Source organism: Sphingomonas prati (assembly GCF_014643515.1).
GTDB lineage: Bacteria > Pseudomonadota > Alphaproteobacteria > Sphingomonadales > Sphingomonadaceae > Sphingomonas_R > Sphingomonas_R prati.
Genome location: NZ_BMJP01000004.1, coordinates 1 through 16,352 on the forward strand (window position 1 = coordinate 1; position 16,352 = coordinate 16,352).

15 protein-coding genes are annotated in these 16,352 nt (G+C 69.9%); 11 read left to right on the forward strand and 4 right to left on the reverse strand.

Annotated elements, in window-relative coordinates; genetic code table 11:
• The first annotated feature begins 373 nt into the window (after window positions 1-373).
• The 5 genes from IEX50_RS12205 to IEX50_RS12225 are packed head-to-tail and all read left to right on the forward strand — an operon-like array spanning window position 374 to window position 5,047.
• Window positions 374-1,390: an adenosine deaminase gene (locus tag IEX50_RS12205; protein ID WP_157176488.1), complete on the forward strand. Its 1,017-nt coding sequence runs from the start codon at window positions 374-376 to the stop codon at window positions 1,388-1,390.
• 19 nt (window positions 1,391-1,409) lie between these two features.
• The gene (locus IEX50_RS12210; RefSeq protein WP_157176487.1) at window positions 1,410-1,925 is read left to right on the forward strand and encodes a phosphoribosyltransferase; all 516 of its coding nucleotides are present in this window, start codon (window positions 1,410-1,412) and stop codon (window positions 1,923-1,925) included.
• A gap of 44 nt (window positions 1,926-1,969) precedes the next feature.
• Entirely contained in the window at window positions 1,970-3,094 is a 1,125-nt protein-coding gene (locus IEX50_RS12215; protein WP_157176486.1) for an 8-amino-7-oxononanoate synthase, read from the forward strand.
• A complete protein-coding gene (gene bioD, locus IEX50_RS12220; protein WP_157176485.1) occupies window positions 3,091-3,744 on the forward strand; it encodes a dethiobiotin synthase in 654 nt (217 codons plus the stop codon). The genes IEX50_RS12215 and bioD overlap by 4 nt, the downstream gene beginning before the upstream one ends.
• 37 nt (window positions 3,745-3,781) lie before the next feature.
• Entirely contained in the window at window positions 3,782-5,047 is a 1,266-nt protein-coding gene (locus tag IEX50_RS12225) for an adenosylmethionine--8-amino-7-oxononanoate transaminase (RefSeq protein WP_157176484.1), read from the forward strand.
• Between the two features lie 251 nt (window positions 5,048-5,298).
• Here the strand turns inward: IEX50_RS12225 and IEX50_RS12230 are convergent, their stop codons facing one another.
• Entirely contained in the window at window positions 5,299-6,483 is a 1,185-nt protein-coding gene (locus IEX50_RS12230) for a PepSY-associated TM helix domain-containing protein (RefSeq protein WP_157176483.1), read from the reverse strand.
• Between the two features lie 16 nt (window positions 6,484-6,499).
• The gene (locus IEX50_RS12235; RefSeq protein ID WP_157176482.1) at window positions 6,500-8,611 is read right to left on the reverse strand and encodes a TonB-dependent siderophore receptor; all 2,112 of its coding nucleotides are present in this window, start codon (window positions 8,609-8,611) and stop codon (window positions 6,500-6,502) included.
• Window positions 8,612-8,718: 107 nt separating this feature from the next.
• Here IEX50_RS12235 and IEX50_RS12240 point away from each other — a divergent pair, with 107 nt between their 5' ends.
• From IEX50_RS12240 to lexA, 6 genes are read left to right on the forward strand one after another with little or no spacing between them, the layout of a single operon-like run.
• Window positions 8,719-9,306: an anthranilate synthase component II gene (locus IEX50_RS12240; RefSeq protein ID WP_157176481.1), complete on the forward strand. Its 588-nt coding sequence runs from the start codon at window positions 8,719-8,721 to the stop codon at window positions 9,304-9,306.
• Complete coding sequence (gene trpD / locus IEX50_RS12245; protein ID WP_157176480.1) at window positions 9,303-10,298, forward strand: anthranilate phosphoribosyltransferase; 996 nt, start codon at window positions 9,303-9,305, stop codon at window positions 10,296-10,298. Before IEX50_RS12240 ends, trpD begins: the two co-directional genes overlap by 4 nt.
• Entirely contained in the window at window positions 10,298-11,089 is a 792-nt protein-coding gene (gene trpC / locus IEX50_RS12250) for an indole-3-glycerol phosphate synthase TrpC (RefSeq protein ID WP_157176479.1), read from the forward strand. The genes trpD and trpC overlap by 1 nt, the downstream gene beginning before the upstream one ends.
• Window positions 11,086-11,556: a cyclic pyranopterin monophosphate synthase MoaC gene (moaC, locus tag IEX50_RS12255; protein ID WP_157176478.1), complete on the forward strand. Its 471-nt coding sequence runs from the start codon at window positions 11,086-11,088 to the stop codon at window positions 11,554-11,556. The genes trpC and moaC overlap by 4 nt, the downstream gene beginning before the upstream one ends.
• The gene (locus tag IEX50_RS12260; protein ID WP_157176539.1) at window positions 11,556-12,755 is read left to right on the forward strand and encodes a molybdopterin molybdotransferase MoeA; all 1,200 of its coding nucleotides are present in this window, start codon (window positions 11,556-11,558) and stop codon (window positions 12,753-12,755) included. The genes moaC and IEX50_RS12260 overlap by 1 nt, the downstream gene beginning before the upstream one ends.
• A 57-nt stretch (window positions 12,756-12,812) precedes the next feature.
• Window positions 12,813-13,496: a transcriptional repressor LexA gene (gene lexA / locus IEX50_RS12265; RefSeq protein ID WP_157176477.1), complete on the forward strand. Its 684-nt coding sequence runs from the start codon at window positions 12,813-12,815 to the stop codon at window positions 13,494-13,496.
• Window positions 13,497-14,054: 558 nt separating this feature from the next.
• Here lexA and IEX50_RS17675 read toward each other — a convergent pair.
• Both IEX50_RS17675 and IEX50_RS17745 read right to left on the reverse strand, forming a co-directional pair.
• The gene (locus IEX50_RS17675) at window positions 14,055-15,788 is read right to left on the reverse strand and encodes a ComEC/Rec2 family competence protein (RefSeq protein WP_260161129.1); all 1,734 of its coding nucleotides are present in this window, start codon (window positions 15,786-15,788) and stop codon (window positions 14,055-14,057) included.
• Complete coding sequence (locus IEX50_RS17745) at window positions 15,788-16,261, reverse strand: hypothetical protein (protein ID WP_232477332.1); 474 nt, start codon at window positions 16,259-16,261, stop codon at window positions 15,788-15,790. Before IEX50_RS17745 ends, IEX50_RS17675 begins: the two co-directional genes overlap by 1 nt.
• Between the last annotated feature and the right edge of the window lie 91 nt (window positions 16,262-16,352).

Consider the following 16,352-nt stretch of genomic DNA (forward strand, 5'->3'; position numbering starts at 1 on the left):
GTGATCACATAAGCGATCCAGGATTGCCTCAGCGCCTCATCCCGTTTCCGGTGAAGCGCCACTGACAAGAAAGCTTCTAGGCGGACCAACGACGGGGGTCAATATCAAATTGCAGTTTTGTGGCAGAGACACGCGGAGTTGGCCTGGATGGCCGGTTTGCAGGGGCTGTGGAGGTGGTTGAGGGGTGGGGTCGGGAGTTTGGAGGTCGGCGAATCACACTTCAGTGTGAGTCGCTAGGCCCGTCTACAGGTCAGTTCCCCGACGTAGGCCGGCGTCTGGGTGAAACAGCTGCGCCTAGGCCCCGGCATGCGACGGGGAACCAAGGTGTGGAGGCAGGGCTGCAAACCTCACCCAGATCGCGTATCCTAGTCCGATGACTAATCTCGCCACCTTCGCCGCCGGCCTGCCCAAGGCCGAACTGCATCTTCACATCGAGGGCTCGCTCGAACCCGAGCAGATGTTCGCGTTCGCCAGGCGCAACGCCGTCGCGATCCCCTATGCCGACGTGGAGGCGGTGCGCGCGGCCTATGCGTTCAACAATCTCCAGGACTTCCTCGACATCTACTATGCCGGCGCCGACGTGCTGCGGACCGAGGCCGACTTCCGCGAGCTTGCCGCCGCCTATTTCGCGCGCTGCGCCGCGGACCAGGTCGTCCATACCGAAATCTTCTTCGACCCGCAGACACACACCGCGCGCGGCATCCCGATCGGCACCGTGATCGAGGGCCTGCTCGCCGGGATGGCCGATGCGCAGGCCGAGCACGGCATCTCCTCGAGCCTCATCCTCTGTTTCCTGCGTCATCTGGACGAGGCGGACGCGTTCGCCACGCTGGAGGCCGCGCGTCCCTGGCTCGACCGGATCGCCGGGGTCGGACTCGATTCATCGGAACAAGGCCATCCCCCGTCGAAGTTCGAACGAGTGTTCGCCGCCGCCGCCGAGCTCGGGCTGAAGCGCGTCGCGCATGCCGGCGAGGAGGGCCCGCCCGCTTATGTCACCGAGGCGCTCGACCTGTTGAAGGTGGACCGGCTCGACCATGGCAACCGCTCGCTCGAAGATCCGCTGCTCGTCGCCAGGCTTGCGCGGTCGGGGATGACGCTGACCGTCTGCCCGCTCTCCAACCTGAAGCTGTGCGTCGTGCCCGATATCGATGCGCATCCGATCGACCGGATGCTGCGGCTCGGCCTGCGCGCCACGATCAACTCGGACGATCCGGCCTATTTCGGGGGCTATGTGAACGACAATTACCGTGCAGTGGCGGCGTCGGGCCGGCTGACGCGCGACGATTTCGTCACGCTGGCGCGCAACAGCTTCCTCGGCTCGTTCCTGTCCGATGCCGACGTCGCACGCCACCTGGCCGCGATCGACGCCTATGCCGCCGCGCACCCCTGACCGCAGCGGGGACCCGATCATGCCGACCTTCTCCACCGTCTCGCAGGACGACTTCCTCGCCGCGATCGCTACACTCACCGACTCCATTGCGGCGGACGACTGGCGACCCGATCACCTCGTCGGTATCGGTCGCGGCGGGCTCGTGCCGGCGACGTTCCTGTCGCACGCCACAGGAATTCCGCTGCTGAGCGTCGACCTGTCATCGGGCGTGGCGGCGTTCGGCGATGCGCTGCTCGACGAGCTGGCGACAATGTCCGTGGCCGGCACCCGCCTGCTGTTCGTCGACGACATCAACGACAGCGGTGCCACCATCGCGAGCCTTCGCGACCGGCTCGCGGCGGCCGGCGGCGTGGCTGACAATGTCCGCTTCGCCGTGCTGATCGACAATATCGGGTCGCGCGCCACGGTCGACTACCGCCACTGCCGGATCGACCGCGCGACGAACAAGGACTGGTTCGTCTTCCCGTGGGAAGCGGTCGCGCCGCAGACGAGCCTCGCCGCGGATGCCGATGCGGTACCCGGACGGATCGCCTGACCAGCTTCCGGTCCGGCCCGCGATATCCTATTGCCCGGCCAGCCATGTCGATCCTCGCCACCCACGCCGCCGATCTTGCCGCCCTCACCGACCGCGGACGCGCCCGCCGGCTGATCGCACGGGCCGGCACCGACCTGTCGTCCAACGACTATCTCGGGCTCGCCGCATCGCCCGTGCTGACCCAGGCGGTCGCCGACGCCCTCGCCCGCGGCGTGCCGGTCGGCTCGGGCGGATCGCGGCTGCTGCGCGGCAACCATCCCGAACATGAGGCGCTCGAGGCCGAGGCCGCCGCCTTCTTCGGATCGGAACGCGCGCTCTACCTGTCGAGCGGTTACGCCGCCAACGTCGCGCTGTTCGCCACGCTGCCGCAACGCGGCGACCTCGTCGTCCACGACGCGCTGATCCATGCCAGCGCGCACGAAGGCATGCGGCTCGGCCGGGCAGAGGTCCGCGCCGCCGCGCATAACGACGTCGCTGCCGTCGCCGACACCATCGCCGCCTGGCGCAGCGTGGGCGGCACCGGCCGGGTGTGGATCGCGGTCGAAAGCCTCTACAGCATGGACGGCGACCGCGCGCCGCTGGCCGACCTTGCCGAACTGGCGGACGCCCAAGACGCGTTCCTGCTGATCGACGAGGCGCACGCGACCGGCGTGTTCGGTCGCGACGGCCGCGGGCTGGCGGACGGGCTCGACGGGCGCGACAATATCGTCGTGCTGCGGACCTGCGGGAAAGCGCTCGGCTGCGAAGGCGCGCTGATCTGCGCACCCGCAATCGTCTGCGACTTCCTCGTCAACCGCGCCCGCGGGTTCATCTTCTCCACCGCACCCTCCCCGCTGATGGCCGCCGCCGCCCGCGCCGCGCTCCGCCTGTTGGCCGACGAACCCGAACGCCGCATCCGCCTCGCCGCGCTGGTGGCGGAGGCGGGCCGGCTGCTCGAACCGTTCGGCGCGACGGTCACCGGCTCGCAGATCCTGCCGCTGGTGCTCGGCAACGATGTCCGCACGATGCAGGTCGCGGGCCGGCTTCAGGCCGCGGGGTTCGACGTCCGCGGCATCCGCCCGCCGACCGTCCCGGCCGGCACCGCGCGGCTGCGCCTGTCGATCACCGCCAATATCGATGTGGACGACCTGGGCGCGCTGGCCGCCGCACTTCCGGAGGCACTGGCATGAGCGCGATCGTCGTCACCGGCACCGACACCGGCATCGGCAAGACCGTCTTCGCCGCCGCGCTCGCCGACGCGCTCGGCGCGCATTACTGGAAACCGGTCCAGGCCGGGCTCGACGAAGCGGGCGACAGCGCCACCGTCGCCGCCCTCGCCGGCCTGCCCCCCGCCCGGATCCTGACCGAAGCGTACCGGCTGAACACCCCCTGCTCGCCCCACCGCGCCGCGGAACTGGATGGTATCGAGATCGACCCGGATCGGCTGAGCTTGCCGACGGTTGCCGGCCCGCTGGTGGTTGAAGGTGCTGGCGGCGTCCTCGTCCCGCTGACCCGCACCCTGCTCTATGCCGACATGTTCGCGCGCTGGGCCGCCCCCGTCATCCTCGTCGCGCGGACCGAATTGGGCACAATCAACCACAGCCTGCTTTCGATCGAAGCGCTGCGCACCCGCGGCGTCCCGGTGCTCGGCATTGCCTTTGTCGGGGAGGGCAACGCCGACAGCGAGGCGACCATCTGCGCGATCGGCCAGATGCACCGACTAGGCCGCCTACCGATCCTGCCGGCGCTTGACCGAGAAGCGCTCACGACGGCGTTTGCCCAGAACTTCGCCCTCGCCGACTTCGAACCAAAGGCTTCAGTCGCTTCCCCGTCCTCCTGACGGACTCGCGCAGATGACTCCCCAAGGACCACCCGCAATGACCTCCCCCGTCTGGCACCCGTTCACGCAGCACGGTCTCGGCGCACCGATCCCCAAAGTCGTCCGCACCGAGGGCGCCGCGCTCCACACCGCGGACGGCCGGCGCGTAGTCGATGCGATCTCCTCCTGGTGGGTCACCACGCACGGCCACAGCCACCCGCGCATCATGGCCGCGATCGCCGAGCAAGCCGCGACCATGGACCAGATCATCTTCGCCGGCTGGACCCACGAACCCGCCGAACAGCTCGCGCGTGACCTCGTCGCGATCATGCCGCCCGAACTCGCGCACGTCTTCTACAGCGACAGCGGATCGACCGCGGTCGAGGTCGCGCTGAAGATGGCGCTCGGCTACTGGGCCAATATCGGCGCACCCCGTCACCGCATCCTGATGCTCGAACACAGCTATCATGGCGACACGATCGGCACGATGTCGGTCGGCGCGCGCGGCGTGTTCAACCGCCCCTACGCGCCGTTGCTGTTCGACGTCGGCACCGTGCCCTTCCCCGAACCGGGCCACGAACAGGCGACGCTGGATGCGCTCGACACGCTGTGCGGCGGCGCGGATCCGGCCGCTGCGTTCATCGTCGAACCGCTGGTCCTCGGCGCCGGCGGCATGAAAATGTATCCGCCCGCGCTCCTCGCCGAAATGCGCAGCATCTGCGCGCGCCACGGCACGCTGTTCATCGCGGACGAGATCATGACCGGCTGGGGCCGCACCGGAACGTTGCTCGCCTGCGAACAGGCCGGCATCGTCCCCGACATCCTCTGCCTGTCCAAGGGTCTGACCGGCGGCGCGGTCCCGCTCGCCGTCACCATGGCGACCCGCGAAATCTTCGACGCGCACCTGTCGGACGACCGCGCCCGGATGTTCTTCCATTCGTCGAGCTACACCGCCAACCCGATCGCCTGCGCCGCCGCCGTCGCAAACCTCGCCATCTGGCGCGACGAACCGGTCCGCGCCCGCATCGCCGACCTCGGCACCCGGCAACAGGCGCAACTCGACCGCATCGCCGCTCACCCGCTGGTCCGCACCCCCCGGCGCCTCGGCACGATCGCCGCCTTCGAGATCGCCCCCGCGCGTGACACCATAGGCTATCTCTCCGCGATCGGCCCCGCGCTGATGGCCCATGCCGGCACGCGCGACGTCCTGCTCCGCCCGCTCGGCGACACGGTCTACGTCATGCCGCCTTACTGTATCGACGATGCCGATCTGGATGCGGTTTACGGCGCGGTCGCGAGCTTTCTCGAGCGCGACCTTTCATAACCACGCCCCATACTCCCCCCCCCCCCGTTCGGTTCGAGCCTGTCGAGAACTGCCGCTGAGTTCTCGACAGGCTCGAACCAAACGGAGTGGGGGATGGGGTTCAGGTTAAGGACAGCCCCCAAAACCCCGTCCATCCCGAGCGCACTCGAGGGACCCCTTCGAGCGAAGCCGAGAAGCGTGAAGGTCGGAGACCTCGGCTCCGCTCGGTCGGCCCCTCGACTGCGCTCGGGATGGACGGACGCGCGGAGAACTCACCGCCCCCTATGCATCCCCGCCGCTACCTGCCGCGCGCGCCGCTTGTACCACCACACCATCACGCCCGTGACCGACAGCATCGCCGTCGCCAGCCCCAGCACCACCGCCAGCACCCGCGTCGCCATCCCGCCCACGCGGCCCGCATGGATCGGCAGCTGCACCCGCTCCACCACATCCCCCGCGGTTCCGCTGAGCGACCCCTGCACCGACACCACCGCCGCGGTCGCGCGCTCGACATAAACCCAGCCCTGACCCGCGCCGGCATCGTCCTGCTGCCCGAACGACACGCCGTACAGCCCGATCTCCGGCCCCAGGAACAGCCCGGACGACGCCTCCGCGATCCCCGCCGCCCGTGCCGCGCCGGTCGCCGCCGCCAACGCGCGGTCGAACGACACCGACGGCACCTTCGCCGCGGCGGCCGTGCGCCCCTCCCACGGATGCGGCGAAATCGGCGAGACCGTCGTCACCACCGGTTCGAACACCTCTGCCGGCAACGTCAGCGCCACGCCGCTCACCGCCATCAGGATTATCAGCCCCCACGCCCAGAGCCCACCCGCGCGGTGCAGGTCGTAGGTCCGCCGCTCCGCCCGCACATGCCGCTTCACGCGCCACGCCCGCCGCCAATGCGCCCAGATCCCGTCGCGCGGCAGCGTCAGCACGAACCCGGTCACGCTATGCACCAGCCACGCCAACGCCACGCCGCCGAGCAGGATCAGCCCCACCCGCCCCGGCATGAACAACGAACTGTGCAACGTATGGACGAACGGTAGCACCGTTGCCCGATCGAGCATCAGCGCCCCGTAACGCCGCCGCCCGTTGATCGCCCCCGTCGCCGGATCGACGAACATCTGGTCATACTCGCGTACCGCCGCGGCCCCCGTCACCGGGTCGGGCTTCCAGTCCACCCACACATCCAGCGCCCCCACCGTCCCGATCGGGATCCAGCGCGCTTCAACCCGCGGGTCCGCCGCCGCCACGCGGTCCGCGATCGCCTGCGGAGCCAGCGCCGGACCGGGCGTCGCATGCCACAGCGCCGGGTTCAGCCACGCGTCCAGCTCGCGCTCGAACACCAGCACGCTGCCGGTCACGCCCAGCAGGAACAGCCACAACGCCAGCGCCAGCCCGACATAGCGATGCACCCGCACGAACGCGCCGCGCACACCAGGACCGCCACGACTCATGCCAGCGTCACGTGGCTCAGAACCGCCGCGTCAACGTCGCGATCACCTGCCGCGATTGCCCGAAGAAGCAGCCCACATCGCCGGTGCAGCGCCCGGCATAGCGCTTGTCGAGCAGGTTCGTCCCGTTCAGCGCCACCCGCCAGTCGCCCAGATCGTAGCGCAGCACCGCATCGAACAGCGTCGACCGCCCGGTATTGTAAACCGTCGTGACGAACGGCCCCGGCAATGCGCCCGGACTGTTCGACAGATAGCGCACGCCGCCACCCAGCCCGAACCCGCTCAGCGCCCCGTCGCGGAACGAATAGTCGACGAACGCCGACGCCTTGTGCTTCGGCTGCCCGAACAGCCCGGCGCCGACCTGCCCCGCCACATTGCTCCGCGTCACCTTCGCATCGGCATAGGTATAGGACGCGTTGATGCTCAGCCGGTCGCGGATCCGCGTCACCGCCTCCAGCTCGACACCCTTGACCGTCGCCTGCCCCGTCTGGACGTTGAACAGTATGTTCGTCGGGTCCGGCGTCACGACATTGTCCTGCCGCAGCCGGTACACCGCCGCCGTCGCGAACAGCTTCACGTCGGACGGCAGCCCGCACGCGTCATACTTTACGCCCGCTTCCCATTGCTTGCCGCTCGTCGGATCGAACGCGCGCCCGTCGAGCCCCTGACCCACGACCGGCTGGAACGACGTGGCATAGCTCACATACGGCGCCACACCCGAGTCGGCGATGTAAGACCCACCCACGCGGTAGCTGAACTTGTCCTGCTTCGCGGTCGACGGCACCGCACCGGCGTAGTTCGTAGTCCACGTCCAGTCCTGCCGCCCCGACAGCGTCAGCACGAACCGGTTATATTTCAGCTGGTCCTGCACATAGACCCCGGTCTGGCGCAGCCGCTGGTCGGTCGACGGCGTCAGCGCCGGCGTCACGATCGTCCCCTGCCCGTACACGGGTTCGAACAGGTCGATGGACGAGGCCGCACCGAACCCGAACGCCGACGCCTCGCGGTAGTTACGGTAATCCACCCCCACCAGCAGGCTGTGCTGCACCGGCCCGGTCCAGCGCGTCGCCTCCAGCCGGCTGTCCACCGCGAATTGCGCCACGTCGTCCTGATACGGAAAGTTCGACCGCGTCACCGTCCGGTTGTCGGCGCCCAGCCCGCTGGCATAGATCGTCCGCTGATCCTCATGATATTCAGACCAGCGCGCATTCTGCGTGAACCGCGCGTCCGTCCCGAAATCATGGACCAGCTCGTATCCGGCCGAAAACTGGTTCCGGCGGTAGCTGTTATAGTCCGGCTCGCCCAGGTTCACGCTGCGCGGCACCTCCCCCACCGGATTGTCACGCAGCACGCCCAGCACCGGCAGGAACCCGTTGGTATCGCCGTCGATCCGGTCGTGCTGATAATGGCCCAGCCCGGTCAGCACCGTGTCCGGCCCGATATCCACCGCCAGCGCGGGCGCGAGATACGCGCGCTTGGCGTGGACGAAGTCGGTCTGGCTGTCGCGATCGCGGTACAGCCCGGTCACCCGCGCCCGCACGCCGTCGGTGAGCGCGCCCGTCACGGTGCCGGCCGCCTGCTTGAAATCATCGTTCCCGTATTTGACCTGCAGTTCGCCACCGAACGCCGCATCCGGCCGCCGACTGGTCAGGTTGTACAGCCCACCCGGCGGGTTCGTGCCGTACAGCACCGACGCTGGACCCTTCAGCACCTCCAGCGACTGGAACCCGTACAGGTCGATCCCGACATTGCTGATCGACGCGCTCACCGGCGCCTGCAACCCGTCGATATACTGCACGGGGATGAAGCCGCGCACCGTCAGGAAATCGTAGCGCAGGTCCGGCCCGTAATTCTCGCCCGTGATGCCCGCGGTGTACCGCACCGCCTGCTGCACATCGATGAAGTTCAGCAGGTCGATCTGGTCGCGCGTCACGACCGACACGGACTGCGGCACCTCGATCAGCGGCGCGCTCGTCTTGGTCCCGACGCTCGTCGTCACCGGCACGAAATCGGGCGCGATCACCACGACGCTGTCCGGCACGCTCTCCACATCGCCCGCCTGCGCCCAGGATGGGGCAGCGATCGCGGTGGTCAGCAGGATCAGGGCGGTTCGGGCAAAGCGGCTGTTCATCCCCGCCACCTGCCCTTGTTGCGAATGAAGATCAATAGCGGCTAGAGTCAAAAAACCGCAGCGCAGCCGGGGTGACGCATCGCTGCAACATTGGTAGGTCCGCGCGCATGATCCTCGTCATCGACAACTACGACAGTTTCACCTGGAACCTCGTCCACTATCTCCAGGAACTGGGGGCGGAGGTGGAGGTGGTCCGCAACGACGCGATCGGCGCGGGCCAGGCGATCGGCACCGGCGCGGACGCGTTCCTGATCTCGCCCGGCCCCTGCACCCCGAACGAGGCGGGCGTCTCGCTCGATCTCGTCGCCGCCGCCGCCGATGCGGGCAAGCCGCTGCTCGGCGTCTGCCTCGGCCACCAGGCGATCGGCCAGTATTTCGGCGGCCGCGTCGTCCGTGCGGGGCAACTGATGCACGGCAAGACCTCGCCGATCGACCATGACGGCAGCGGGCTGTTCAACGGCCTCCCCACGCCGTTCGTGGCGACACGCTACCATTCGCTGGTGGTGGAGGACGTGCCCGACACGCTCACCGTCAACGCCCGCACCGCCGACGGCGTCGTCATGGGGTTCGCCCACCCGACGCTCCCGATCCACAGCGTGCAGTTCCACCCCGAAAGCATCGCCACCGAACATGGCCACGCCATGCTCGCCAATTTCCTGACGATCGCCGGCCTCCCCGTGCGTGAGCGCTCATGACGACGCTCCGCCTGCTCCCGGACACCGACAGCCCGCTCGATCACGCCACCGCACTCGCGGCATTCGGCGACATGCTCGACGGCCGCGTGCCCGACGCGGAGGCCGCCGCCTTCCTCACCGGCCTCACGGTGCGCGAGGAAACCGCGATCGAGATCGCCGCCGCCGCCCAAGCCCTGCGGGAGCGCATGATCCCGGTCCAGGCACCCGCCAACGCGATCGACGTCTGCGGCACCGGTGGCGACGGCAGCCACAGCCTCAACGTCTCGACCGCCGTCGCGATCGTCGTTGCGGCCTGCGGCATCCCCGTCGCCAAGCACGGCAACCGCGCCGCCTCGTCCAGCGCCGGTGCGGCCGACACGCTGGAGGCCCTCGGCCTCGATCTCGACCGCGCCTCGGCGATCGCGGAGGACACGCTCGGCACGATCGGCATCGCCTTCCTGTTCGCGCAGAAACATCACCCCGCACTCGGTCGGCTCGCCCCCGTCCGCCGCGCGATCGGCCGCCGCACGATCTTCAACCTCATCGGCCCGATCGCGAACCCGGCACGCGTCCGGCGCCAGCTGATCGGCGTCGCGCGGCCCGACTTCCTGCCGACCTATGCCACCGCACTCCGCCTGATCGGCGTCGACAGCGCGATGATCGTCGCCGGCGACGAACCGCTCGACGAACTGTCGGTCTGCGCGCCCTCCACCGCGATCCGTATCGGTGCCTGCGGCGACCGGACCGAGCGGATCACGCCTGCCGACGCTGGCCTGCCGACCTACGGCCTCGACGACCTGCGCGGCGGCGACCCGGCCTATAACGCCGCCGCACTCACAGCTTTGCTGGTCGGTGCGCCCGGTGCCTATCGCGACGCGGTGCTGCTCAACGCGGCCGGCGCGCTGATCGTCGCGGATGCCGTATCGGACTGGACCGACGGCGTGGCACTGGCCGCCGACGCGATCGACTCCGGTCGCGCCGCAACTTTGCTCTCGCAATGGATCGCCGCCTGATGTCCGACCGCCTCCGCGAAATCTGCGCCACCACGCGCACCCATGTCGCCGCGATGAAGACCGCGCTGCCGCCCTCCGAACTCGCCGCGCGCATCGCCGCCGCCTCGCCGCCGCGCGGCTTCCGCGCCGCGCTCGATGCAAAGGTCGCGGCCGGCGGCTACGGCCTGATCGCCGAGATCAAGAAGGCCTCCCCCTCCAAGGGGCTCATCCGCGCCGACTTCGATCCCCCCGCCCACGCCCGCGCCTATGAAGCCGGCGGCGCCGCCTGCCTCTCGGTCCTGACCGACCGACCCTATTTTCAGGGCGACGACGCCTATCTCGTCGCCGCCCGCGCCGCCGTGACGATCCCCGCGCTTCGCAAGGACTTCATGGTCGACCCGTGGCAGGTGGCCGAGGCGCGTGCGCTGGGAGCGGACGCGATCCTCATCATCGTCGCCGCACTCGACGACGCGCAGATGGCCGAGATCGAGTCCGCCGCGATCGACCACGGCATGGACGTGCTGGTCGAGGTCCACGACCGCACCGAACTCGATCGCGCACTGGCGCTGCGCAGCCGGCTGATCGGCGTCAATAACCGTGACCTGCGCGACTTTTCGGTCGATCTGGCGCGGACCGAAGAACTGGCCGCTCACGTCCCGGCCGGCACCACTCTGGTCGCCGAAAGCGGCATCGCCGGCCCCGCGGACCTCACCCGCCTCGCCGCGCACGGCGTCCGCTGTTTCCTCGTCGGCGAAACGCTCATGCGTCATGCCGACGTCGAATCGGCGACCCGCGCGTTGCTGACCCCATGACCACACTCACCCATCTCGACGACCGCGGCGCCGCCCGCATGGTCGACGTCACCGCAAAGCCCGACACCCGCCGCTCGGCCACCGCCAGCGGCCACATCGCGATCGCTGCGCCCGCGCTCGCCGCAATCCGTGACGGCGCGGTGGCGAAGGGCGACGTCCTGGCCGTCGCCCGCATCGCCGGCATCATGGCCGCCAAGCGCGCCTCCGACCTCATCCCGCTCTGCCACCCGCTCCCGATCGGCGGCGTCACGGTGGACCTCGAACTCGGCGACGAGGGCATCACCGTCACCGCCACCGTCGTCACCACCCACGGCACCGGCGTGGAGATGGAAGCCATGACTGCCGTCTCGGTCGCCCTCCTGACGATCTACGACATGGCCAAAGCCCTCGACCGCGGCATGACGATCGGCGCAGTCCGCCTCCTCGCCAAATCCGGCGGCCGCTCCGGCGACTGGCATGCGGCGTGATGGTCGGCGGTAATACGGCCCTCCTCCCCGTCCCCGAGGCCCTCGCCCGCCTCCTGGCGCTGGCCCCCGCGCCGGAGACCGAACAGGCCCCGCTGCTTGCCGCGCTCGGCCGCACGCTCACCGCCCCGATCCACGCCGTCCGCACCCAACCTGCGGCCGATCTGTCCGCGATGGACGGCTACGCACTCCGCTTCGCCGAACTCGGCCAGCTGCTGACCGTGGTGGGCGAGGCCGCCGCCGGCGCCGCCCCCTTCACGATCCAGCCGGGGCAGGCCGCGCGCATCTTCACCGGTGCCGCCGTGCCGGCCAGCGCCGACGTCATCCTGGTGCAGGAGGAAGCCGCGCGCGACGGCGACCGCCTGACCCTCAACGGCGAAGGTCCCCCCGCCCCCGGCGCACACATCCGCCGCAAGGGCTACGACTTTTCCGCGGGCGAACTGCTGATCCCCGCGGGCACCGTCGTCACCGCCGCCGTCATCGCGCTCGCCGCCGCCGCCGGTCACGCCACCCTGCCCGTTCCGCGTCGCCCGCGCGTCGTCATCCTGTCGACCGGCAACGAACTCGTGCCACCCGGCATGCCCGTCACCGGCGTCCAGTTGCCCTCCTCGAACGCCCCAATGCTTGCCGCGCTGCTCGCGCGCCTGCCGGTCGAGGTCGAGGATCGCGGCATCGTGCGCGACGATCTGGCCACCATCACCGAAGCCTTCCGCGATGCGGCGCAGACCGCGGACATCATCGTCACCACCGGCGGCGCCTCGGTCGGCGATCACGACCTCGTCCGCCCGGCGCTGATCGCGGCGGGGGCGGAGATCGACTTCTGGCGGATCGCCCTCCGCCCCGGCAAACCGCTGCTCGCCGGCCACATCGGCAAGACAATCGCGCTCGGCCTGCCCGGCAATCCCGGCTCCGCCTACGTCACCGCTCTCCTGTTCCTCCTGCCGCTCGCGGCGCGCTGCGCGGGGGCGGAGCATCTGCTGCCACAGCCGCACGACATGCGGATCGCGGGGCCCCTTCCCGCCACCGGCCCGCGCCGCGACTATGTCCGCGCCTTCACCCGTGACGGCGAAGCGCACCCCATCCTCGGGCAGGACAGCGCAGCACTCCGCCGCCTGCCCGAGGCGGACCTGCTGGTCCTGCGGGAGGCGCATAGTCCGCCGGCGGAAGCCGGTACCGTGGTCACGGCGATTCGCATCGCTTGACAGCACCGTATACTGTTTCTACACGTTCCCCGTTCGTTCTTTCGAAGGGGTCCTGCGATGCTTACGCGCAAGCAGCACGAGTTGCTCAGTTTCATCAGCGACCGTCTCGGTGAAACCGGCGTGTCCCCCTCGTTCGAGGAGATGAAGGAGGCGCTCGACCTGAAATCCAAGTCCGGCGTCCACCGGCTGGTCAGCGCGCTCGAGGAACGCAATTTCATCCGCCGCCTGCCGAACCGCGCCCGCGCGCTGGAAGTGATGCGCCTGCCGGAAGGCATGAAGTCGCTCGCCCCCACGCCGCGCCTCGTGACCACCCCGCCGGCCGCACCGCGCGCACCCTTGCCGGTGCTCGCCGCCGCCAACGACGTGCTCGAAATCCCGCTCCACGGCCGCATCGCCGCCGGCGTGCCGATCGAGGCGATCGAGGGCCAGACCATGCTTTCCGTCCCCGCCGCGCTGCTCGGCCCCGGCGAACATTATGCGCTGGAGGTCTCCGGCGATTCGATGGTCGAAGCCGGCATCCTTGACGGCGACTACGCGCTCGTCCGCCGCCAGGAACAGGCGCACGAAGGCGACATCGTCGTGGCCCTCGTCCACGAACACGAAGCCACCCTCAAATACTGGCGCCACGAAGGCGGCATGGTCCGCCTCGACCCCGCCAACCGCGCCTACGATCCCCAGCGCTACGCCCCCAACGAAGTCCGCGTCCAGGGCCGCCTGGCGGGCCTGCTGCGCCGCTACTGAAGCTAACGGACGAAGGGGTAGAAGCCACTCGACGGCTGAGTTTCGTGACGGCGGCAGGCCGGGGGGTGCCAACCGCCCTCCGTTCGGTTCGAGCCTGTCGAAAACCCTGTCCACACGAGGTGAGCGACCTACCGAAGCGGCATCGCCCCTTCAAACCTTACCACCTGTCGTCCCCAACCCCGTCCATCCCGAGCGAAGTCGAGGGACCCTTCTAGCGCAGTCGAGAAGTCAACAGCACCCCTCGCGCCACGCTTGCGGGAAACGACAGGCCGTTCGCGCGAAAGCTTAAGATGCGCGTACGGTTGTTGTCATGTTGAAACGGCAGGGCAACCTTCCGGCTCGACCCCGCTGCCCCCCTACCCGTTCGTGCTGAGTAGAGACCGAGTAGCGCACTTGCGCGTATCGAGGGCTCGTATCGAAGCACCGTCTCAAGCGCAGCGCCCATCCTTCGATACGGGTCGTCGGCTTCGCTCAGCCCCTACTCAGGATAAACGGGTAAGCCGCGGAGCCGTGCGTAGATCACGAAGCCAAGCATCCAGTATTCTGACGCCAAACCGCTCACCGCACTAGCCCATCAACATTGTTACTGATCACCCGACCCGACCGCCGCTCCGAATCGCGAGGTCCCGCGGTCCCACCCGACCGAGCCCAATTCCCCCGCTCAAACCGCCGCCCAGCACCCCGCCGCCCAAACCGCTTCCGAACCACCACCGTCGGTACCCACGGATGCGCATCCCCCGCCCGCCGCACGCTCCGCACCACCGCCCGCTCTAGGTCGATCGCCAGCCCGCCGGTCCGCTCCAACAACCCGCGATCCGCGCGCAGCCAGCGCGGCTGACAGGTCCGCGGCAGATACCGATCGCTCACCACGATATCGGCCGCCCCGCAGGCCCGGTTCATCTCCGCGATCTCGACCAGATACGCACTCCGCGTCGCGAGCAGCCGCCACGTCCGCCCGCGGCGCACGATATCCGCCACGCACAGGTCCGCGCTGCACGCCCCGCCCGCCACCCGCTCGAACTCCACCGCCTCGTCGCTCACCCCGGCATTCTCGCCGAGCAAACTCCTCACATAATCCCCCGCCCGCGGCCGCAGCAGCGCGAGCGACCCGTCGTCCCCGCGCAGCGCCAGATGCCGCCCGTCCCCCGTTACCAGCAGGTCCGGCGCCGGTGTCGCCAACGCCCACACCGCCCCCACCACCAGCGGCAGCAAACCCAGCCGCCGCACCCAAGTCCGCCACAGCGCGATCCACAGCCCGCCCGCCACCATCGCGGCATAGGCGCCGTCCGGCATCGCGGGCAGCGCCTGCACCGATCCGGGTGCCGCCGCCACCGCGCGCGCCAGCCACAGCAGTGCGTCCGTCGCCAGCCCCGCAATCCACCACGCCGGCCGCCCCAGCCCGACCGCATCGAGCAGCAGCGCCACCGCCTCCGCCGGCATGATGACGAACGTCGTCAATGGGATCGCGACGATATTGGCCGCCGCCCCGTACAGCCCGGCCTTGTGGAAATGATACAGCGCAATCGGCATCAGCGCGATCTCGACCACGATCCCGGTCGCCAGCAGCATCAGCAAAGACCGCCCCCAGCGCCGAACAAAACCCGCCTCGCTCGGCGCCGACAGCCGCCGCGCCACCGGCCATTCCGCAAACGCCACGATCGACGCGACCGCGGCAAAGCTCAGCTGGAAACTCGCTCCCGCCACCGCCTCCGGCCAGAGCAGCAGCACGAACAGCGCGCCCGCCGCCACCAGCCGCAACGTCACCGCCTCCCGCCCGATCGCGATCCCCGCCAGCACCAGCATCGCCGCCACGCACGACCGGATCGTCGGCACCTCGGCTCCCGTCAAAAGCGTATAGGCCACCCCCATCCCGGCCCCACCCGCCGCGGCGATCAGCGGCAGGGGCAACCGCAACGCCGCCCAGGGGCTCAGCGCGAGCAACCGCAGCACGATCAGCATCGTCGCCGCCACCACCGCAGTCACATGTAGCCCGCTGACCGACAACAGATGCGCCAGCCCGCTGCGCCGCATCGCCTCCGCATCCTCCAGCGGCAGCGCGCCTTGGTCGCCCGTCGCCAGCGCGGTCGCGAAACCGCCCGCCGCCCCCGGCAACCGCGCCTGGATATGCGCCGACATCCGCGCCCGCACCCCGGCCAGCCCGTCGCGCGCCACCGGGGCGGCCTCGACCACCCGTATCCCCGGCAACGCCTTCCCCGTCGCGCCCAGCCCCTGGAACCACGCCGTCCGCACAAAGCTGTACCCGCCCGGCACCGCCGCGTCGGCCGGCGGCATCAACCGCGCCGCAACGCGATCCGCGCGCCCGGCGCCAGCCCGGCCGGCACATCCGCATCGGCGATGTTCACCCTGGTCCGCGGCGGCAGCGCACCGCCCGTACCGACATCGGGCACCAGCACGACCCGCACCAGCTCCCGCGCGGGCAACGGATCGACCACCACCACCCGCGCCTCGAACGTCGCCACCGTCGTCCGCGCCAGCACCGGTGCCGCCACCCGCTCCGCCCGCGCCCAGATCAGCCCGCAGCCCAGCGCCGCGAGCCCCGCGAACACCGCCACCGCCCGTGCCGCCCGCCCGCCGCCCGGCATCGCCAGCCCGGCCAGCGCCGTCCCGCCCGCCAGCAGCAGGAACACCGTCCACGCCGCAACGTCGGGCAGCAGCAGCCAGGCGGTGATCCCGCACGCCAGCGCCACCGGCACCCACAGCACCAGCTGATCGCGCTCCGCCTCCAGCCAGATTTCGACGGACATGACGATGCGCGCGCCGACCCGACCCGCCGCACCGCTTCCCCCCTCTTTGAGCCGCCACCCCCGCATGCTAGGGGCGTGGCCGAACCGACTG